This is a genomic window from Bacillus sp. ok061, from assembly GCF_900108285.1.
GTDB lineage: Bacteria > Bacillota > Bacilli > Bacillales > Bacillaceae_G > Bacillus_A > Bacillus_A thuringiensis_S.
In genome coordinates this window covers 1-21431 of record NZ_FNUW01000049.1, presented here as the reverse complement: position 1 = coordinate 21431, position 21431 = coordinate 1, and the positions used below count along the sequence as shown (strand labels likewise).

Below are 21431 nucleotides of genomic sequence, written 5' to 3'. Positions count from 1 at the left end.
AAGATGCGATTGTTCTACAAAAATATACACCTCATGGTACTTGTCCTATCACAGGAGAAATATCTTCAAGGAATGTAAAACTAGTAGGTGGAAAGCTGACGCTGAGTCCAGAGGGTGTAAAACAACTGTTAGCTGAACTAGAACAATACAAAGTAACTGTATGAGAAGGAATAGGGGGAGAATTCATTGGAAACGAAATTACAATCATTTCAAAAGGATAGAGGTAAGAACATACTATTTTCACAGGAACACTTATTACAAGAAGCGTTTCAAAAGAAGAAGGATATCACGTTAATTCTGTTAAAAGGACTACATATAAAAGGAATAATAAGAGGATATGATACTTTTTCTATTTTAATAGAATATGGGGGGAAACAACAGCTTGTATATAAACATGCAATCTATACGATTCGATTCTAAAATAAAACAATAATCGACGGACAGTACGTTCGAGCAATTCGAATAGAAACATTTGCAGGTACCTGAAACCTTTAGAAAAACAAATAGGTCTATAACTTTTATGTTATACTTTAATACTCATCCAATATTTATACTATACAACGATGTCTAAATCAGAAATAGAAAAATCCATACCTATTTTATATAGATATAGATTTTTCTATTTCTGATTTATCATATAAAACCCAACATGAAGCGGAGAGAATGGTACTATGTATCCTAAATTTTTTGATAAAATGGCCTTTTCAAAAGAGCATAAAGATTTATTAATTCAGTTGTATAATAAAGAAATTACAAGAAACGAGTATAATCGTGTATTAAACAATCTATATGAGACCAAGCCTAAGGTAAATGAAAATAAGAACCAAGATAACGTGCTGGGTTCTGTTGCAAAGTTTTTTAACAGATAAAAAGTTGGTATGATTACAGTTTACTCTTTTTTCACAAGTCTTACCCCGATTTGAAATATGAAAGTGACCTGGTCAAGAAAAACTGGAACATCAATTAGATTACGCAATTGATTTTGAATATTGATATGGAGTCAAGCCATTTAATGATGAGTGAGGGCGAATGGAATGATAGTACATATAAATAAATTCAGCCACTAATTGTTTTACTTGAGCGAGAGAAATCAGTTCTTCTCCATGTAAGCATTCGCGTTTAAAGATGCTAAAAAACGATTCCATCACGGCATTATCCCAACAGTTTCCCTTGCGGGACATACTTTGTTGAATCTTTTGTTGATTACAAAAATCAGTAACCTTATAACTGCTAAACTGAGATCCTTGATCACTATGAAATAAGATCCTCTTTTGACCTCCATAAGCATGTTTAACTTGCTGAATTGTATCTTTTACCAATTGAGCATCTTGGTGAGTATCCAACGAATCACCCAGCACCCGTCGGGTGCCGATATCTAATGCTGCACAAAAATATACTTTCAGCCCATTCACTAAACGAAACTCTGTGATATCACATACAACGGCTGGTACTTCTTTCTTTCCTGGTTGAAATGAGCGCGCTAGTACATTTGGAAAGGTATGATGTTCGTGCTTTCTTTTCTTATAATACGTAACAACTTTTGATTTTAATCCAGCTTCGCATAAAGCTTGTCTTACTTGAAATAAACTCACTATAACGCCTTTGTTTACAAGGTAACGGAACAGTTTTCGATAGCCCATTCTACATTTTAAACGTTTAAATTGCATAACAATATAAGCCGCGGTCTTTTTACGTTTTTTCTGACTTTCAGTGGGCTTGCGGTGGAAATAGTCGTAAAAACCACTAACAGAAACTTGTAATCGATGGCAAAGCCAGCGCACTCCAAATAGTTGATGATATTGTCTGATAAATTGAAAGCGTGTTAGTTTTGGTTGCTGGCAAAGAAGGTTGCCGCCTTTTTTAGAAATTCATTTTCCTTTTTTAAAGCTTGGATTTCTCTTCGTAAAGAACGCAGTTCTTCCATATCAGATTTCTCATTATCCAAAAATGGGGAAGAATATTTCTTTATCCATGCATTTAGGGTCCCGTTACCTAAATCAAATTCTCTTTGAATACTGGAAATTGTGCGCCCTTCTTTAACCACCAATTCTACACATTGTTTTTTAAACATTTCATCATACTGTTTTTTCATCTGAAACACCTCTCATATAGAATAATTTATATCTATACTGTGTTCCAGTTTTACTGTACCACTTCATTTTATGTATAAACCACATTATGCTGAGACAGACGAACCGTATCTAGTTTATTCAGTTGGTAATGATAAACCAGAAACGACAAGAGATCATATTATGCGAGGATATTGGGAATGTACTCACTGTGGAGAAGGGAATCAGTTCCGATTTTATGATGATCGTCATCCGTATTTTCTAGCTATGTGTCCTCGATGTAAGGAAGATTTTATTGTAGTAGATGATACAGATTATGATAATTAATTTTTAATAAAATAGTTATCTGTAATCAAAAATAAAATAACCCGCTAGTTATAACGGGTTATTTACACAAGGTATGCAAGAAATTCGAGGTGACTGGACGAGAGTACTCTGTGGAATTCCTTGCAATAATAATGTATTCAAAGGGATCAAAAAGGTTAATGGAAATTAAACAAAATCCTTATTTAAACATAAAAAGAGCGCATTTTTATATGCACTCTTAGTAAGGCAGGTGAATGTCTCATGAGATATAAAAAATTCAAAAAATCGTAATCAGATTTTCACGAGTGAATTTTTAATATTGTATGCCTTACTTGGAGTTATGGAGCATGTCATTAAAGAAAAGAGGCAAGTGGGAATTTTAACACAATCGTTATTTAAATAAAAGAAACCCCGGTTGTCTGCAGGGTTCCTAAGGGTAATCGTCAAGCAATGACGTACTCGACTAATTAACAATATCATGAATTTTTTGGTAAAAATACTGGTAAATTTGTCCAAATAAATGAGTTCATCATTTTGAACAAAAACGCTATTTGTGCGACACGTTTCCTCATAAGTGTGTAAACACGAAAGAGGAGGATTATCAATTTTGATAATAACAACTGATTGACTGAAAGTAGGAATGAAAGCCGTCAGGTTGAGCTGAAACTACTTATCTGATACGCCTACATGCAAGGCAAGGCGTGGTAGTAGTCACAAATTGTATGAAGCTAGGTGAAGTCGGTTGAACAAAACCTAAGTGAGAAATCATATGGTAATGGATAGGTCGGGATGCTACAAAATATCTATGGTGAGAATGTCCTAACGGACTGGCGAACTTGTGAATGTACGGGTCTAAACGTTTAATATATCAGAAACGTATATGTCGTTAATGACAACGTTATCTACCGAAAAGTAAGATTAAATAGTATGAAATTCGGAACATCTAACGATGAGGATGTAAAGATAACAGGCTTAAAGCAAGCACCTAAGGATATATGTATAGCTAGGTGAATCGGAACGTGGTAAGCAAGAAATTGTCATCAACGTCTACTAACTGACAGATGCATATAAGGTTCGAACGAACCGAAATTGCTTCATTCTTGTGAAGGTGGGGACACAGTACCGAGGAAGCATGTAACGAATGTGGAGGGATAGTCCCTAGTCTTGTTCTTTGAAAACTAAATTAACTAGATGTAACTCACAGGATCGAGTAAGATGATGGGACTTTTCGTAAGAAAAGGGAATTAATACATCGGTGAGTACAACATTACGACATGCAGAATATTACAATATGTAAAAATTGTTTGATGATTTATATCAACGTAGTGAAAACAATGCTACTAAAGGGATAAATTTGTATAAGCACATCATATCAAAAGAAAATATTCTACTGGCATATAGAAATATAAAGGCTAACACTGGTTCAAAAACTGAAGGAACAGATGGTATCACAATCGACCATTATAAAATGGAAAAGGTAGATTCTTTCGTTGATAATATAAGAAAAACTCTCGAACACTATAAACCAAATACGGTACGCAGGGTGGAGATACCTAAGTCAAATGGGAAGAAACGCCCGTTAGGAATCCCTACAATGAGAGATAGATTGATTCAACAAATGTTTAAGCAGGTTCTAGAACCAATATGCGAAGCAAAATTCTATAAACATTCATATGGATTCAGACCTAATAGGTCAACACACCATGCAATGGCTAGTTGTCAATACTTGATAAACAGAGGTAGATTTAACCACATAGTTGACATTGATATACAGGGTTTCTTTGACAACGTAAACCATTCCAAACTATTGAAACAACTACACAACATAGGGATAACTGATAAAAGAGTTCTGACAATCATCTCGAAAATGTTAAAAGCACCAATTAAAGGAAAAGGCATTCCTACAAAAGGAACTCCGAAAGGAGGGATTCTAAGTCCATTACTCAGTAATGTTGTATTAAATGATTTAGATTGGTGGATATCTAGTCAGTGGGAGAATATTAAAACAAGAAAACCATATACAACAAAAACCAAAAATCCACTTTTGATAAAAGAGAAATTGAAGAAAATGCACATAGTTAGATATGCAGATGACTTTAAAAGTGCGAGACGTTCGTCTCAAAAGTTAGCCTAATAAGCTAGCGGGGAGAGACCCACTAATCAAAAGGTGAAAACCAAAGATATAGGAGAACTTTATTGATGAAGAAAGGAATGAAGGGGTAACGCCTCGAAACTTTCTCGCTGATACTCCCTAACCTCTTGTCGGTGCAAACGGCAAGGGCGACCATAGCTGGGTAAAGTCGTCATAAAAACCCGAAGTGCCTCCTAGTAAGGAAACCGAAACCCAAAGGAAGAAAAATCTGATGGACTGGTGTATATGGCGGGCGGTGATATTGCAAGGTGAGAATGTGGTAAACCACCGACAAACTTGTGAACGTACGCTTCGAAAAGTCGACGGCACCTAACGGTGTCGGGCGCTAATGAAAACGCGCTATTTAGGGGAAAGTAAGATGTTTTTGAGTATGAAATCCTCCAATTGTTATAGGCAATTGTGTTAGATACGGAGTAAAGCAAGCACCTAAACAATATCAATACTAATCAATGAGGAACGTCGGAAGTGGCTAACGTACACAGAACAACTAACTGTGGGTAGGCATACCAAGTAATGTAGGAAACGAGCAATCGAGGGAACTACACCAATAGTCAATGAAAGTAGTGGCACGAGCATAGAAGGTTTTGTAATGAAACTGGAGCAACAGCCACAAGCCTTATCATGTTGGAAAAACATTATTCACTCACAGACTTAATCATGGGTTCTCGTAAGACACAAAACGTTTACGAAATCCGTAACATTAGGAAAGTAGTGATGAAACATGACTAATTTAGCAAATAACCCAAAAGACAGTAAAATTAGACACTCCGAATACTATGAAATGACCGAAGATTTTGATGGTCTCTATCAAAAAGCGACTCAATTTGGGCATTTCAGTAATCTGATGGATATTATCGCCAGTGAAGATAATGTTTTACTAGCGTACAGGAACATCAAAAGGAATAAAGGCAGCCATACTGCCTCCAATGATGGAATCACTATTAGAGACTTGGAGAAAATGCCGCAACAAGAGTTCATCAGCTTTGTTCAAAAACGCTTTAGGAGGTACATGCCAAGAAAGGTAAGACGCAAAAGCATTCCAAAACCAAATGGGAAAATGAGACCACTCGGAATCCCATTAATCTGGGATAGGATAGCACAACAATGCGTATTACAAGTACTGGAACCTATCTGTGAAGCTCACTTCTGCACGCGAAGCTACGGCTTTCGACCTAATCGGTCAGCAGAAAACGCAATAGCAGATTGCGCAATGCGAATCAATCAACAAAACTTGCATTACGTTGTAGATGTTGACATCAAAGGCTTCTTTGATGAGGTAAATCACTCGAAACTTATAAGCCAGCTATGGACACTAGGAATTAGAGACCGAAAACTTCTCAAGATCATAAAACTTATGATGAAAGCCCCAATAGTAATGGAAGATGGAAGCGTTGTGATACCAACAAAGGGAACACCGCAAGGTGGAATATTAAGTCCATTACTAGCCAATGTAAACCTCAATGAATTTGACTGGTGGATAAGCAATCAATGGGAAACGACTTGTGTAGCTTCAGATGAGATAATGATAAGGGACGGACGAAAAGACCGAACAAACCAAATCAAACAACTATCTAAAACAAAGCTAAAACAAGTCTACATTGTTCGCTACGCCGACGATTTTAAGTTGTTCACCGACACGAAATCGAACGCGATAAAGCTATATCACGCAAGCAAAAATTGGCTAGAAGAAAGACTAAAACTTCCTATCTCTGACGAAAAATCAAAAATCACGAACTTGCGAAAGCAAAAGAGTGAGTTTCTCGGATTCACACTTAAAGTAGTTAAAAAGGGAAGCGGAAAATGGAAAAAACACGTCAAGAAAAAGGGGAACCTTCTGCCGAAAGAGAGACGAAACCGATACAAAAATGGAGAACGTGAAACAAAGTTCATCATGGAATCGGACATCTCCCTCAAAGCAATAAAGCAAATCAGAACGCAGTTGAAAGAACAAATTAAGAAAATAGCGAAAGCTCCTAATAGTATTGCCAAAGTTGCGGAATTGAACAAATTCAACAGTATAGTAATAGGTATCCATAATTACTATGAAATAGCCACAAATGTGAGTCTCAACCTAAGAAGTATCGGTAGAGATATGGACAATATCCTGAGGAACCGACTTCGGACTAGACAAAGCAAGAACAAAACGACCAAGGAATATACGAGGAATGGAAGCTATACAGGAAAAGACAAAGGAATTCTCAAATACTTCAAATAAAACAAAAAGGCGCTTAGATACTATATGGGGAGACCGGTTATTCCAGTCTCGCTTATACGAAACAAACCGCCAATGATGAAAAGAAGTTCTATCAATAAATATACCTCCGAAGGGCGCTCATTAATCCATAAAAAATTGGAAAATGGAATTACTGAAGAGAAACTAAGATGGCTGAGAAACAACCCGATAATGGGTATCCGAGGAAGCATTGAACTTAATGACAACAGAATCAGTCTATATGTGGCTCAAGTAGGAAAATGTGCGATAAACGGAGTAAAACTCACTCCGCGTCAAATGCACGCCCATCACAAAGTTATGTGGAGCCAGACTAAGGATGATAGTTACAGAAATCTGATAATAATTCATCCTTTAATACATCGGCTGGTACACGCAACTAGCTCAGAAACAATTCGGGAAATCATGAAACAGTTTATCCTCACGGATAGACAGATTGATAGACTTAATAAACTACGCGAGTTAGTAGGAAATGCAACCGTAAGTCAATTACCCGCGCAATAATAAACAAATCTGGAAATAAATGCGGGAATAAACACTAAATTAGGTCAGTGAGAAAAAGAATAATACAACATGTGAGGTGAAAGTCTCATGCACGGTGTGGAACGGGGGAAAGCTGAAAAGAGAATGGAACATCACTGTTTTACACTTAGTAGGCTACCTATCGTTATTCTTTACCAACAATCATCAATCGGCAACTAAAATATTCTATGCAGTGGAAGGGTATCTCAAAAATCAATTAAATCTTAATATATCTAATGAAAAATCAACTATAACCAACTTAAAAAGAAAATCTTCGGATTTTCTATGGTTCTCTATCAAATCTGTTAAAAAGCGCAAAAGATATGTGGCAAACACACATGTGAGCGAGAAAAAGAAAAAGAAAAAGGATATCCTTGAAAAAGCAAAAACAAGAATTAAAACAATTCAAAAGAGTCCATCAGGTAAAACAGTACAGGATTATAACTCTTATGTGCTTGGTATTAAAAACTATTACAAGATTGCAACACACGTGAATATAGACTTTGCTGAAATAGCCTTTCGTCTCTCGAAAACCTTATTTAATCGTCTAAAATCAATAGGGAAATATGAAATTCCTATCAACGCTAATAGACTATATAAAAGATTACACAGGAACAATTATAGAACCTTTGAAATAGCAGGTAACCATGTATATCCACTAGCAGACATACAAACACGGTTCCCTCAAAGTTTTAGTCAAGACATGTGTAACTATACTAGAGAAGGAAGACAAAAACTCATCGAAAGCCTAAAAGGTAACATTGCCAATGAAATACAAAAAATGTTGCTATCCCCCAATAAAGGACAGAGCATGGAGTATACAGATAACAGAATATCGAGGTATTCCATGCAAAATGGTAAATGCGCTGTCACCGGAATTTTCTTAACAGCCGAGGATGTGCACTGCCATCATAAAATACCGAGAGGTATGGGAGGTACTGACGAGTTTAACAACCTAATTATTGTACATGAATTTGTCCATAGACTGATACACGCAACAAATGAAGAGACGAATAAAATATATATGAGAATACTTCAATTGAGCGATAATCAACTGAAGAAAATAAACAAACTTCGTAAAGTTTGTAATCTAGTTACTTTAGTATAAAAGAATAAGATGGGGCGCTGTATGCGATGAAAGTCGCACGTACAGTGTTAAGCGGGGGAAAAGATGGAGATAACTTCAAAGTCTTACCTATCGCAACTAATAAAAAAAGAGCTTGCAAGGAAACAAGCTCTAACGTAATTGAGATGTCTATATATTACCATTCATTTCATTATAATTCCATAAGATGTGGTTGAGAAATAAAGTATAAGCGATTTAATAAAAATTTCATTGGATAAAAAAGAGAATGCTTATAAAAAAACTTAGTATATATTTTTGAAAATACATACTAAGTTTTTAGATGGTAAGTGATAATCAATTTATTTTGAAGTCATAATTCTATATGTATAAATATAAGAATTATTCTCATATGAAACAGCTAGATTTCTACCATCTAGAAGTGTGTCACTATGTTTGTCATTATATAGTCGTCTGTTTAGACAGTAAATATAATATTTTTGATTTTGGTGTGTAGAAGCTTCATGTTCTTCGATTTTTTGAATGTCATTGTATGTGAATGTATATTGTTCTTTTGTTTCTAGGTTTTTTAAATTCAGTTCTAATAGGTAACCTGAAACAGTTTCTTTTAAATTATAAGAAACTAACTTATGATTTACAGTTTCTTCTTTACCAGGGATACTTGGAATTAAACTCAATTGCAATGTATTGCAGGTACTCAATGATGATTCGAAAAAGCTATCAACTCCCCTTATTATATTTTTATATTAAAATACATAAATGAATAAAATTTGAGAAACACAAAGTAGATGCAGCATGGGTTACGAAAATAGAGGAATGGCGTTTGAATTGTCGTTAACCAATACGTGTCGAATGTATAAGGCAGAAAATATAGGAATCTTCAATAAACGTCCTACGCCAGTGAAAGTTATAAAAACGAATCAAAAAGGTGAAATATCCAAAAGTGCATGGGGAAGTAAATCTACAGTAGATTACGATGGAGTATATAAAGGAAGAGTAGTTTACTTTGAAGCAAAATCTACAAAAGGAACAACAAGCTTTCCACTAGATAATATAGGTAGACATCAAATTGATTATTTAAATGATACACAGGCACAGGGAGCTATTTGTTTTTATTTAATAGAATTTAGAACAGATCATATTCCGGTTTCATTAGTAGCAGAATACTATGAAGCTATGTTATACGATGGTGGCCGTAAATCTATTCCGAGGGAAGAATTTGAAAAACATGCGTATGTAGTAGAAAGAACTGATCGTGCTCTTATAGATTATCTGGTACATGTAGATAGATTAGCCGATTTGTAGTTGATGGGAAAAGTTAAAGATACAAACAAAAGAGCCATACGCATAAAGATAATAAATTTACAGGACCAGCATTGTAATGGATGTGAGTATCAATATAAATCAAGTCACTGTTTACATAATTGTGATATAGGTAAACAGATAAATAAGTTAGGTACTGCTTTAGGGGAGAATTATGTAGCAGATCAGACGAAACGGATAACAAAAGCAGAATGGGATGTATTGTGTGAGAAAACGTTAATAATTCTAGAAAGTGGAATGACAAAAGTACAGATAGCAAAAGAGCTTGGGATACGAGATCTAAGTTATATAAGTGAACAATTAAAAAAGGAATCTAATATAAAAATTTCACATATCGTATTAAAAGGATAAATAAAAAAATATTGAAAGTAATAGTCCACATTTAGAGGGCGTTGATTATGCATAGGAAAGCATTTCTTCCTATATATAATTCAGCGTCCTCTTTTTATATAAAAGGAGAAACCTGTCTATGAAAGAATTAATGGAGCAGTATACCGAAACAAGAAAGAATTTAGAAGGATCTAAGGTGGGCGCAACAGAAAAGGATATAAGTATTATTAACGAAATGATTAGTGATATAAATTATGCTTTGGAATGGATGCGTACTGCTAAACAGCCAGGTAATCAGCGTGGTATTGAACGTAGGGCTGCATATCAGCGTGAGAAACCATTTGATCCATTATTAACGCAAAGATATGTGAGTAGTACTGTAATGCTGGTGTATGAATGGGATGATACAGAAGCAAAAGAGAGTGTTATATCTGAATGGGGTCGTATACAGCTAGAGGATGCATTGTCTACACTTACAGACAGAGGAAAGGAAATATATGTAATGTCTAGAGGGTATGGGTTTATGTAGGATAAAATTTCCAATTATTTAAAAGTGAAAAGAACTACTGTACAAGAATATTTAAAACGAGCAGATAAAAAGATTGGTGAGCGATTGAGTGGAAGTCTATTTTGTATAAGCTAGAAATTCTTTTTGAAAAAAATGTCGAAATTCGTCGTCAAAAATCCACCTATATATGAAAGGCCGAATCCAGCTCTTGTAGTTAGGTGATGAGTGAACATAATGCGTTGCTCTTCCTTATCTGCAAGAGGATTTTTTTTAAGGTACAAGTGAGAGGTTAAGAGTCTTACTTGTATGTATTTCTTGATTTCAATCGTAATTAGAATAGTCTTCAAAACTTCATTAATTTAAAAGGTCTAAACGGAGGAGAGCTTCTGTCCTCCGTTAAGTTGGTACCTGTGCCTACTAATAGGGTGTCAATTTAAAGGGGGTACGGAAATAGCACGATATAAAATTTAAAAATTCCTGGGAGAACTTTTGCTTCTCTCATAGCCACTGATGTAAGACGCGTAGTCAAATTAAAAAAATGTAAGAATGCGGTGGCTATGAGAGGAATAAAAAAAAAGCATCCATAACGGGTGCTTTTCTTACGATTAGTCAACCTATATTTTTAGATTTTTAATGGACTGGATATCACAAAATATAGGTATCCATTTTTATACATGCAAAATACCCCTAGCAGGGATTCATTTTTTTACTAGGGGCGTATATGGTATGATGAATGAAACTATGATGTTAGGCTGCTAACCGATAATCATAGTGTATATTGTGTGTAATAAGGTGAAGGAGAAGTTTCAATAACTTATTTACACATGCAATGGACGCAACTTTATGACATTTGTTATAGGATTGCGTTTTTAATTTATCGTAGTACTCTATATTGTGATTTCGTCCGTAACACCGTAATTTAATCATATTTTGGATGATTAGGAAAAGTAATTTTCGTAAATGTTTATTTCCACCTTTATTAATTTTATCTTTATAAAAAGTTTTACCTGATTGAAAGCGACGTATATCAATACCGGCATAGGCATTCAATTGCTTGTTATTCGCAAAACGAGTTATATCTCCTATTTCAGACATTAAGCGTACCGCTGTATTTGGTTCAATTCCGGGAAGACTCAGAATGATACTATACTCTGCACGTTGTTCGGCTATAAATACCATCTTGTTAATACAACATTCTTTTTGTTGAAGTAGTTCTTGATAACGTTTTGCGTATGCTTTAAGTTGATCACACAAGACATCATTTTGAGAAACAGCTGGATATGAGTTTTTCGCTATTTCAAGTATTTGAATGGCTTTTTTCTCTGCCATAATATTTGATATTTTTTTATTGGTATTAGCACGAATACGATTTTTTATAATCGTTTTAGAAAGACTTAAAACACAATCTGGATGGGGGAATAGTTGAACAAAATTTAAAAATAACTCAGATTTACTTGTGAACATTTTTTCTAATTCAGGAAATGTTAATTAAATAACTTTATGCATACGACTACGAATCACTGATAATTCTCCATCTAGTTCGCTATAGAATCTCGAAGGAGATTTTAACTGATGGAATATGTGATTCGTTCCATGAGATACCCTTCGGGTAGATGTAAAGTGGGTAAGAGTTAGGCGATGTGCATCACTTCGGTCCGTTTTATGAATCCGTAAGGAATCACATTGTAGTTTTGCTTCTAAGGGATTTAATATTATCCTGCATAAATCGTTCTAGCTGTCTAGAATAAATTCCTGTTGTCTCGAACACAATTTCAGGTAATTTACCAGTTTTCTCGGTAAGGTCATATATCTTTTTTTGTAGCTCTTTAAAATCAGGCTTCAAATGTTGGATTTCCTTTTCAAACATACATTGTTTTTGTGCATTATAAATTACCATATAACTTTTACCCATACTGATATCAAAAGCAATTACGTGTCTCATAAAGTTCCTCCTGATGGAAAATTGAAGTCTTCATCTTACACTTATCGATTCCCATTTCTTATACACGATCTCCAGGACCAACATACTAAAAACTGATTCAAATAAGGTAAGTGAAGAAGGTCAGTTTTTTTTACGGATTCAAAATCCCAAAGCACCCACCACCCTTTCTTCACTTCTACTATATAAAAAATAGTAGTGCGAACCAATGCCTTGGTCTGCACTACTAATCTTAGTATGTTTTATTTGTTATATAGAAATTACACATTAAACGTATTTAAATATTGGTTTAGGTATAACATGAATTGACATCACAAGTACAGATATTAGATGTTAAATGTACCGTGAAACTCTTGGAAATACAATGATGGGAAATTATAATTATATTGGTATATTTTGGGAGAAGGCGGAATTGTAGGCGTAAAGGGAATGTGCCCAGGTTGCATACCATATTGACCATATGAAGGATATTGAAGTAAATGTTGCCAAGTCGCAGCTGGAGCTACAAAAGCAATCCTCATCGGGAAGGGATTCATAATATAATCACTCCTAAAGTAGTATTCATGTAATAGGGTATGCGCTTACTGAATATAGATGTGCACAATCTAGGTCTATAAACATAATAATTAATAAACAGAAAATAGGGATACTAATCTTATGATGTGTCCATTATGGGTGTTTTATTTTACTATATAGATAGAACAAATATGTGTATAGCAATTATAGCAGGTGCTGACGTGTTCTGGCTGGCGTCTTGTTTGTCGTTAAGGAAAGGTCAGCCTAAACGTGTTGCATTTTACAAAACAAACTCAACACAAACCAAATATTATAAAAGATAAGTAAAAACTATTTAATGTAACACATTATGTATTTTGTCCGTTCAGAAGTTAAATCTCGTTCAAATTGAGCAATACCAGCGAAAATAGTAAACAACATTTTTCCATGTGCTGTTGTTGTATCAAGCCATGATTCCTTTAGACTTTTCAAATGCGCTCCTTTTTGAGAAATTTGTTCCGTAATTTCAATGAGATCTTTTGTAGAACGTGATAGTCGAGTTAAATCGGTTACAACGACTGTATCTTCTGGAAGAAGAAATTCCAGCATACTATTTAATTCCGGCTGGTTTCGTTTTGTACCGGTTATTTTTTTAAAGAAAATACAGTTTCATCCAAATTCTTCGAGATGTTTCTTTTGACGATCTAAATTTTGATCTAATGTAGAAACACGCATATAACCAAACTTCATATTTATCATCCCCTTCACTGACTATTGTACCAAAAGCGATTAAATGGGGATATTGTTATGAATAATATTGTTACATATTTTTGTTACACTCAGTATGCAAGTTAATTAGGTTAAAAGTTTATTAATAATGACCGTAACAAAAATGGTCGCTTTTGTTACACAGAAAATTTTTATTTTTCTCAAGGAATCATGAGCATATTTATTTGCATATGCCTCCGTATGTCGCTTTTAGTTGTCATATCCATTGTTGTTTATTTGAAAAACTACCGCTAAATATCCATATTCAAAGAGTCCATAAGTAGGTTGAATTATAAATAGGTTGAGTAGTTTCTATATAAGATAATATACTCTTAGACAATACATATAATATAAATAGTTAATTTGATACATAGGAGAGTGGGATATCTGTGGAGATTTCATCTAATTCTAAAAAGTTTAACGTATTGTTTGTTAAATCTAGTGTTCCTGTATATTTTCCAGTACTAGAAGAAGCTATATTTAACAGTTTGAAAAAAGCTATTGGTGACGTAACGATGGTAACATACGAAAACTTGGTAAAAACAGCTTTAGAGATACAACCGAGCCTCATTATTGTATTTCATGGTTTTGAAGAAGGAATAAGTAAAGGGATACAAGATTTAAAACAATATAACTTTAAGACTGCACTTTGGCTTACAGACGATCCGCACTTTACAGATATAACGAAAAATTTGGTACTGGATTATGATTATATTTTTACGCAAGATACGGGGTGTATTGATTTTTATAAAAAACTTGGCTGTAATCATGTATTTTATTTACCTCTAGCAGCAGAACCTCCTGCATATACACCAATATTTAGAGAAGTAGACTATATGTATGATATCAGTTTTATAGGGACTGCTTTTGATAATCGGCTTGCTTTCATTGATTCAATTTCAGAGTACTTATTGACTAAAAACACCCTAATTATAGGGGCTAATTGGAATAAATTGAAGAGTTATGAATTATTGAAAGAGAAAATCGTACCCTTACCATTTTTGGTTTACGAAAACAATAAATAATTGTATAAAATAAGCAAAATTAACATTAATATACATCGTTCTATTGAGGATTCAACATTTAATAGAAATGAACTAAAAATAAATGCTTGTTCAATTAATAATCGTACATTTGAAGTAGCTAGTACAGGTTCTTTTCAAATGACAGATATTCGTTCAGATTTAGAAAATTGTTATATTCCAGGGATACAAATTGAGACATTTACCTCTTCGGTTGATTTTATAGAAAAAGTAGAAAGTTATTTAGCAAATCCGTACAAAAGAAAGTTGCGATAGAGGGATTAAAGAGGGCATTAATCGAACATACATATGATAAAAGAGTGAAACAATTATTAAAAATAATTGGAAGCAGCTCTAAAAAAGAAAATTAAGGTTCTATTGCAAAGTTTTCAGAAAATGGAATAGATATATATTATGAGAGGTTGTCCCCTATTCTATATAGAAGGGATATGAATGTTGTATAAAAAAGGAGCACGTATTATGAAATTCATCGAAATTATAAAGCGTAGCTTTGATTCTGTACACTTATATAGTCAACAGGAGCTTATACAGATTGTACAAACATTAGATTTGTCACTTGAAAATGTCATTCCTTATATTACAGCCCCAAAACAATTGGAATACGGGCGAAATATCATTTATCATACAAAAAACCTGGAAGTAATAGTTCTTTACTTCCCTAGCTTGGCGAAGACTCCCATTCATAATCATGGTACTTCGACGGGGTGTATTTATATTGTACAAGGCAGCTTACAAAATATCCTATACAATTTTGGACCCTCCGAGACTACACCAACCTATCATCAAACGCAACAATTTACGCAAGGAAATGTATTTACTGTTGATAAAGATACGATTCATATGATGCAGAACACTATGCCCTTACCAGCTATTACTTTCCATGTATATTCCCCATCATTAGAAGGAGTAACAATCCATTCTTCTTAATAAGATGTAATAGGAGCTAATTATTTTCCTTTAAATTGTTCATTTTGAAAGGGGTAATTATGGATCAATTTAAAAATCATTTCATAAAAAGTCTACAAGACGGACGGAGTGTTTGGCTAAAAGGTAAACAAATTGATGTCACAAAGAATGAAAATTTCCAAGGTACGTTAGCTACTATTACGCATTTATATGACTTGTTTAAAGATCCTACACATCAGCAATTAGTTGGCTATCTAAGTCCTAAAACGTATACATGGGTTCATACAGCTTTCTTAGTACCAAAATCTTTGGAGGATATATTAAAAAGACGAACAGCTTTTGAAACATGGAGTCAGATGACAGATGGGGTTATGAGCCGTTTATCCGATTATGCTCGATCTCGATTAACAGGGTGGTATGCGGCTCGTGAATCATATAAAGAGTTTGATCCTCAATTTCCTGATAAAATATCAAATTACTATGAAGAGGCAAGAGATCAACACCGCTTCATAAGTGTAATTCAACGTGATCCACAAATAAATCGATCTGCTCAGCATCCAGTCGATATAAATGAATTAGGTTTATTAAGAATTACAAGAAAAACTACTGATGGGATATTTTTAAATGGTGCTAAGATGATTGGAACCGCATCGCCATACTCGAATGATTTACTTATTTATCCTGTAACACGATTAAAAAGTGAATTAAGATCTTTAGCTCATTTCCTTGTTGTTTCTGCAAATTCTCCTGGTTTACATATGATTTGTCGGGAGTCGTTCGCAACTGATTTTTCCCAACAAGTGAATTCACCGATTAGCTCCAAATATGATGAAATGGATGCACTATTAATCTTTGATGATGTCTTTGTACCTTGGGAACGTGTATTAATGTATGATAATCCAGAGGCTCTATGGAAATTAAAATCGGATGTAGCCTCCAATAGCTTAGCTTATCACCAAGCAATTGTTCGATTATTAATAAAGTTAGAATTCGTTACAGCAATTGCTTGTGAAATGGCGGAAGCAATTGGTGCTGACTCTTATTTACATGTCCAAGAAAAGCTTGGGGAACTTATTATGCAAATTGAAACGATCAGAGCTCTTTTATTTTCTGCAGAAAGAGAAGGAAATCTAGATGAACATAAAACATATTTACCTAATTTTAAATACATTGAAACAGCAAGAAATCTAGGATCTAAGTATTACCCAAGAGCTATAGAAGTTTTACAACTTATTGGAGCCGGTGGATTCATACAGCTACCTTCTAGTGTAGAGGATTTCCAAAGTCCATTATCACATCTATTAGAAAAATATTTTAAAGGAGCTAATATTCCAGCAGACCAAAAAACAAAGCTCTTTAAGTTGGGATGGGATATAATTGGAAGCCCTTTAGGATCTCGGCATGAATTATATGAGCGATTCTACGCGGGTGATCCAATACGTAACATGGCAAACCAGTATATAAACTATGACAAACTTAAATTTAAAAATATGGTAAGTAAATTTCTAAATACTTAAATGTTTTAGAACAGATTCTAATAAATAGAGAAATGGGGATCGTTTATAATGAATGAAAAAGTAAAGAAAATCATTGAATATGGGGCACGTGCCCCTCATTTTTATCCTAATTTCCCTTTAATTTTATTTTGGAGTCAAAAGAGTGGGTGTACATCATTTGCAAATTGTTTTTTTCAGATAGGCTTATATGAAATTGCAATGCAGTATAATCCATTCATTCATAACTATGAATATGATATATATAAAAGCAAAGCAGGGTATATAACGAAATTGTCAAGAGAACTTCTAAAAGGAGAAAAAGACACGCTAATATTAGTACGTAATCCTTACAAAAGAGCGGTAAGCTCTTTTGTTTCGCTTATTGCTCCACCAGGTATAGACAATCCAGAGTGGGGACCCATTAGAAAGTTTATTTATAACGATAGTACATGCAAAAAGAAAATATCATTTAAACATTTTTTACATTACCTTCACGCTAATGGGGCAGATGCTGACTATCTTAATCCACACTATTCACAACAATATATTCAAGGAGAAGAAGAGTTTGTAACCAATTATATATATCTAGAGGATTTCTCTAATGAAATCTCAAGAATAGAAATTAAATATAACCTACAGACTATCCCACTAGACACATTAACGAAATCATGGCATCATCAGGCGCCTAAGAGGATTCATAAGGGAATACAGATCCATCCCTCGGCTGCCTACATATCAGAGCTTTTATGATACGGAGGCTATACAATTAGTTACAGATATATTTAATGAAGATTTTGAAGCGTATTATTATCTTAAAATGGATATTTCTACAATATGAATCAGTTTCAGAGTACTTAAATAATAGTCTTATTTTTTAATATGGAAAACACCGTGACCACTGTTATGGTGTTTTTTGGGGTTTAACACTATATTTTTAACTTTATGTAATCCATATAACCTCAAGATAAGATGCATTTGTAAAATAACGTATGATTATGACCCGTTTTTACACGAGCAATATTCACGTGATTTTTCATATAACAATCTCAACACAATGAGGAAATTTATATATTACTTAATAAAAAGTATAGGTTTCCTTAAAAAAAAGTAACTAAGAAATCCTTAGTTACTTTAAACTGGAATGGTGTATGACATTCCTGAAGCAATCTGCTTGCTACTAATATATGCTAAGCTATCGATAAAAATTGCTATTGTGAGTGGAAACAGTAATTTATTTTGAAAGTAAACTTTTGAATATTAGTTTACATTCAAACTATTGATTTTATTGGATTTTAAGAGACTTTTAGAAAAATAGATATTTCCGTAAGGAAAGTATACATTCAGAACACTGAAATAAAAGGAGTTCCACGCCCGACCTATGCCCCCTAGTCTTCGCAGTACGGAGTGGCAAGCCAGTCCGGTTTGCGAAAGTGGGGGCAAAGAGAAGGAGGGCATAAAGTGGATAAAAAACAAAAAATCTAAGCTTGTAAGCTTAGATTTTTTGTTTTTTATGTAGCATTTAATAATAAGAAAAGCCATGTTATGAAAAATGCTACAACTAAGGGAATTATTTTTAAAAAGATCAATAGGTTTTTATTTAAGTAGGTGTATTTTTCTTTGTTGAAAATATATTCTAGGCTAACTGTTATACAAATAAGGATTAGTATAATTAAAATAGATTTCTTGAACAGTAAATTAGATACCAAATTATATAAACTAAGACCTAAGAGTACGATTATAGATGCAAATAATCGAATGTTTTTTTTCATAAATCGTTCTCCTTTTTCATTTATTAGTTACGGTGTATGTGTGGATGTCCTGTCCATGTAATTCCAACTGTGACGCCTTTTCCTTTGTTAACAACAGCTAATGTAGCAGCTCCAAGTCCAACTATAGCCGCAATTAATCCCAATGGTACTGAAGCTGGTAGTGTTACATATCCAGCTGCTGCTAATTCGGCTGCAACCCAAATTGCTGCACTACCCCATGCCATTGCTTCAGCTAGTGATTGAGTTTCAGAATTATTTAGTTTTGCATGTTCGCATGCTTCAATTAAGATTGCTCTGTAGTTATTTGTTGATTTGCTATTTATTTCGGATAAATAGCGAATTGCTAATTCTGATAGATTTTGATTTGCATACATAAATCCTAAATTGTGACGAACATATAAAATAGCTTGTTCCTCTTTTTCTTTTTGGAAAATATCCATTGCTGATATAAAGTATTCTTCAGCTAATTCGTATTCTTTTAGATGTGTGCATGATAATCCAGAAAGGTTATTACAATAACCTATGTTTAATTCATATCCTTTGTATTTAGAAAAGATTTCTTTTGCTTTAGATGCTTGTTTGATAGCTGGAACATACTGTTGATTGTGGCAACTAAATGTGGAAAGTTTATAATAAAATTCAGCGTGTTCCAATTGGTCCGGTATTTTAACATGTTTGTGATTTGTTCATTACTTTTTGTTTGAACGTCCACGAAATAGCCCCCTTTTTTACTAGTGTATATTATTTCCACCCATTTTATCATGTCTCGACATATATCTAATTGATTAAATTCGAGAAATATATTTTTAATATTATGAATATTTAAGTAGATATAATATATATGATAGAATGTGCCTAGTTAACAGTTACATATGCAACTGTCATCGCTCTATGCTAAAGGGCTCCTCTTTCAATTGCGTTTCTATTTCACCCTCCTTAACATGTATTGAGGTTTTTTCATGAAATTATATGTAAACAAAAAGAAAAGCGAGCTCTTTTATCTCGCTTTTCTTATATACAAGGGATTTAATGACAGATTATTTATAGTATACAATAAATATGAATAACATATAATCATTTTACTATTTTATCAATACCGGTTTTGATATTATTACATTATATTTATTATATATTTACTATGTGTTTTTTAGACTGAAAAAATACGTACTGAAATTTTTATGTTAATTAGACTACGTGGTTGTAAGAAAGGGATTGTTGGTAGAATGGTATTTACAGATTTAGAAAGCTCTTTACAACAGGGGTTTTTCACTGATATTAGAGGAATTGTTCGTACGCTTCTTCAGGATATGGACTATGTTGTTGTAGAGGAAGATAAATCTTTTATTACGGATGCGTTTGTTGAGCTAACAGAGCTATTGCAACAGATGGAACACTCTATGCGGAGAAGAAAGTCTACATTAAGACAGCGAAACGATTTTAACAGTTTACTATATGATTTAAGTTTGCGTGAAGATATTCCAAATGAATATTTATGTATGAAAAAGAGACTATTGCAATTGGAGAATCTGAAGGAACAGCAGAAAACGGAAAAACTTCAAATTCCGGTCTCTACGTAGCAAATTAAAGTATTAAAAATTTCTTGGAGGAAAACGTTTGGACACGCATTAGAAATACCAGAGAATATAAAACAGAGTGAAGTAAATGAGTTATTTAGTAAGATACATCGAAAGCAATGTGAGATACAAAGAGGGAATAGGGAGAATTTTGAGGAATAATATAGTTATAAGAATATAGATACTTAAATGAAGTCCTTGCATATATACAACATTGGCGGAACAAATAGATGATATTAGGATATAAAAAAACGTTCATCCAAAAAGGGGAAGAGATTATGCCAAAAGCTTTTTATATGGATATTGAGTATTACGAGAGACCTGCAGATATATTGCGGATGCTTGGACATCCTATGCGTTTGATGATAGTTCGAGAATTAATTTCGAAAGGTCCATTAAATGTATCCGAGTTACAGAAGTTACTACGTGTTCCACAATCTACAATGTCACAGCAGTTAATAAAGTTTAAGATGGTTTCTTATGAGTGAAAAGGAAATGAGGTATATTATATAGTGAGTGATGAAAAAGGGATTGAGGGTATGAAGGGAATAGAAGATTTGTAACAGTGGACGTAAGAAGACATGGAAAATCTTTCTATTTCTACAGATTGAGATAAATTTTTTTATAGTATATATGGTTTTAAAATAATGTAAACGATTACGCGATATGTGGGATATTCTATTTGTAAAAAGGAGGGCATGCTTATGAAAGTAACAGGTATTGTACGAAAAGTAGATAATTTGGGACGAATTGTAATACCAAAAGAAACAAGAAAAACTTTACAGGTGGAAACCAGCGATGCTCTAGAATTTTTTGTAAAAAAAGATGCGATTGTTCTACAAAAATATACACCTCATGGTACTTGTCCTATCACAGGAGAAATATCTTCAAGGAATGTAAAACTAGTAGGTGGAAAG

Annotated in this window: 12 protein-coding genes and 12 pseudogenes; 17 read left to right on the top strand and 7 right to left on the bottom strand. The window is 33.7% G+C overall.

Translation table 11 applies throughout. The features are described from left to right. The 3 genes and pseudogenes from C4S65_RS32240 to C4S65_RS35550 form a co-directional block, all read left to right on the top strand. Positions 1-164, top strand: a pseudogene (locus C4S65_RS32240) (AbrB family transcriptional regulator); the annotation flags it as partial. Positions 165-186: 22 nt separating this feature from the next. Further along, positions 187-420: an RNA chaperone Hfq gene (hfq, locus tag C4S65_RS32235; RefSeq protein WP_103945851.1), complete on the top strand. Its 234-nt coding sequence runs from the start codon at positions 187-189 to the stop codon at positions 418-420. A gap of 251 nt (positions 421-671) precedes the next feature. Beyond that, entirely contained in the window at positions 672-869 is a 198-nt protein-coding gene (locus tag C4S65_RS35550) for a hypothetical protein (protein WP_103945850.1), read from the top strand. Between the two features lie 99 nt (positions 870-968). On the opposite strand, the gene C4S65_RS32225 is transcribed toward C4S65_RS35550, so the two are convergent. Together C4S65_RS32225 and C4S65_RS32220 are read right to left on the bottom strand one after the other, a co-directional pair. Then, complete coding sequence (locus C4S65_RS32225; protein ID WP_258043913.1) at positions 969-1808, bottom strand: IS3 family transposase; 840 nt, start codon at positions 1806-1808, stop codon at positions 969-971. A gap of 14 nt (positions 1809-1822) precedes the next feature. Continuing rightward, positions 1823-2092, bottom strand: coding sequence for a transposase (locus tag C4S65_RS32220; RefSeq protein ID WP_098139883.1), 270 nt, complete (start codon positions 2090-2092; stop codon positions 1823-1825). A 160-nt stretch (positions 2093-2252) separates the two neighbouring features. Here C4S65_RS32220 and C4S65_RS35545 point away from each other — a divergent pair, with 160 nt between their 5' ends. From C4S65_RS35545 to C4S65_RS32195, 4 genes and pseudogenes are all read left to right on the top strand, one after another. Then, entirely contained in the window at positions 2253-2396 is a 144-nt protein-coding gene (locus C4S65_RS35545) for a hypothetical protein (RefSeq protein WP_258043912.1), read from the top strand. Positions 2397-3675: 1279 nt separating this feature from the next. After that, positions 3676-4476: pseudogene (locus tag C4S65_RS32205) on the top strand (reverse transcriptase domain-containing protein); the annotation flags it as partial. 772 nt (positions 4477-5248) lie between these two features. After that, positions 5249-7261, top strand: a pseudogene (gene ltrA / locus C4S65_RS32200) (group II intron reverse transcriptase/maturase). 169 nt (positions 7262-7430) lie between these two features. After that, positions 7431-8387 (top strand): annotated as a pseudogene (locus C4S65_RS32195) (HNH endonuclease signature motif containing protein); the annotation flags it as partial. Positions 8388-8704: 317 nt separating this feature from the next. Here the strand turns inward: C4S65_RS32195 and C4S65_RS32190 are convergent. Beyond that, a complete protein-coding gene (locus C4S65_RS32190; protein WP_258043911.1) occupies positions 8705-9046 on the bottom strand; it encodes a hypothetical protein in 342 nt (113 codons plus the stop codon). Positions 9047-9158: 112 nt separating this feature from the next. On the opposite strand from C4S65_RS32190, the gene C4S65_RS32185 reads away from it, so the two are divergent. The 3 genes and pseudogenes from C4S65_RS32185 (at position 9159) to C4S65_RS32175 (ending at position 10659) form a co-directional block, all read left to right on the top strand. Then, the gene (locus C4S65_RS32185; protein ID WP_103945845.1) at positions 9159-9668 is read left to right on the top strand and encodes a Holliday junction resolvase RecU; all 510 of its coding nucleotides are present in this window, start codon (positions 9159-9161) and stop codon (positions 9666-9668) included. Positions 9669-9671: 3 nt separating this feature from the next. Beyond that, positions 9672-10037 (top strand): zinc-finger domain-containing protein, encoded by a 366-nt coding sequence (locus tag C4S65_RS32180; protein WP_103945853.1) that lies wholly within the window; start codon positions 9672-9674, stop codon positions 10035-10037. Between the two features lie 118 nt (positions 10038-10155). Then, positions 10156-10659 (top strand): annotated as a pseudogene (locus C4S65_RS32175) (RNA polymerase subunit sigma-24). A 612-nt stretch (positions 10660-11271) separates the two neighbouring features. On the opposite strand, the pseudogene C4S65_RS32170 reads toward C4S65_RS32175, so the two are convergent. The 3 genes and pseudogenes from C4S65_RS32170 to C4S65_RS32155 all read right to left on the bottom strand — a co-directional run. Beyond that, positions 11272-12466 (bottom strand): annotated as a pseudogene (locus C4S65_RS32170) (IS110 family transposase). A gap of 323 nt (positions 12467-12789) precedes the next feature. Continuing rightward, positions 12790-12999 (bottom strand): hypothetical protein, encoded by a 210-nt coding sequence (locus C4S65_RS32160; RefSeq protein ID WP_103945844.1) that lies wholly within the window; start codon positions 12997-12999, stop codon positions 12790-12792. A gap of 334 nt (positions 13000-13333) precedes the next feature. Beyond that, a pseudogene (locus C4S65_RS32155) lies at positions 13334-13708 on the bottom strand (recombinase family protein); the annotation flags it as partial. 407 nt (positions 13709-14115) lie between these two features. Between C4S65_RS32155 and C4S65_RS32150 the strand changes: the two are divergent. The 4 genes and pseudogenes from C4S65_RS32150 to C4S65_RS32135 all read left to right on the top strand — a co-directional run bounded on the left by C4S65_RS32150 (position 14116) and on the right by C4S65_RS32135 (position 18009). Next, positions 14116-15119 (top strand): annotated as a pseudogene (locus tag C4S65_RS32150) (DUF3880 domain-containing protein). A 109-nt stretch (positions 15120-15228) separates the two neighbouring features. Then, entirely contained in the window at positions 15229-15696 is a 468-nt protein-coding gene (locus C4S65_RS32145) for a cysteine dioxygenase family protein (RefSeq protein WP_103945852.1), read from the top strand. Between the two features lie 59 nt (positions 15697-15755). Next, on the top strand, positions 15756-17192 hold the full coding sequence (locus C4S65_RS32140) for a 4-hydroxyphenylacetate 3-hydroxylase N-terminal domain-containing protein (RefSeq protein ID WP_103945843.1): 1437 nt from the start codon (positions 15756-15758) through the stop codon (positions 17190-17192). Between the two features lie 48 nt (positions 17193-17240). Continuing rightward, positions 17241-18009: pseudogene (locus C4S65_RS32135) on the top strand (sulfotransferase family 2 domain-containing protein). Positions 18010-19191: 1182 nt separating this feature from the next. On the opposite strand, the pseudogene C4S65_RS32125 reads toward C4S65_RS32135, so the two are convergent. Beyond that, positions 19192-19608: pseudogene (locus tag C4S65_RS32125) on the bottom strand (tetratricopeptide repeat protein); the annotation flags it as partial. A gap of 555 nt (positions 19609-20163) precedes the next feature. Between C4S65_RS32125 and C4S65_RS32120 the strand changes: the two are divergent. The 3 genes and pseudogenes from C4S65_RS32120 to C4S65_RS32110 all read left to right on the top strand — a co-directional run. Then, positions 20164-20676: pseudogene (locus C4S65_RS32120) on the top strand (hypothetical protein). A 116-nt stretch (positions 20677-20792) separates the two neighbouring features. Then, a pseudogene (locus C4S65_RS32115) lies at positions 20793-21077 on the top strand (metalloregulator ArsR/SmtB family transcription factor). Positions 21078-21218: 141 nt separating this feature from the next. After that, positions 21219-21431 (top strand): AbrB/MazE/SpoVT family DNA-binding domain-containing protein (locus C4S65_RS32110; protein ID WP_103945841.1); only part of this gene is annotated, 213 nt, incomplete at its 3' end.

Excerpts from the sequence above, each read along its gene's own strand:
- C4S65_RS35550 (WP_103945850.1), top strand. The coding sequence starts at position 672 with ATGTATCCTAAATTTTTTGATAAAATGGCCTTTTCAAAAGAGCATAAA.
- C4S65_RS32220 (WP_098139883.1), bottom strand. The coding sequence starts at position 2,092 with ATGAAAAAACAGTATGATGAAATGTTTAAAAAACAATGTGTAGAATTG.
- C4S65_RS35545 (WP_258043912.1), top strand. The coding sequence starts at position 2,253 with ATGCGAGGATATTGGGAATGTACTCACTGTGGAGAAGGGAATCAGTTC.
- C4S65_RS32185 (WP_103945845.1), top strand. The coding sequence starts at position 9,159 with ATGGGTTACGAAAATAGAGGAATGGCGTTTGAATTGTCGTTAACCAAT.
- C4S65_RS32180 (WP_103945853.1), top strand. The coding sequence starts at position 9,672 with ATGGGAAAAGTTAAAGATACAAACAAAAGAGCCATACGCATAAAGATA.
- C4S65_RS32160 (WP_103945844.1), bottom strand. The coding sequence starts at position 12,999 with ATGAATCCCTTCCCGATGAGGATTGCTTTTGTAGCTCCAGCTGCGACT.
- C4S65_RS32145 (WP_103945852.1), top strand. The coding sequence starts at position 15,229 with ATGAAATTCATCGAAATTATAAAGCGTAGCTTTGATTCTGTACACTTA.
- C4S65_RS32140 (WP_103945843.1), top strand. The coding sequence starts at position 15,756 with ATGGATCAATTTAAAAATCATTTCATAAAAAGTCTACAAGACGGACGG.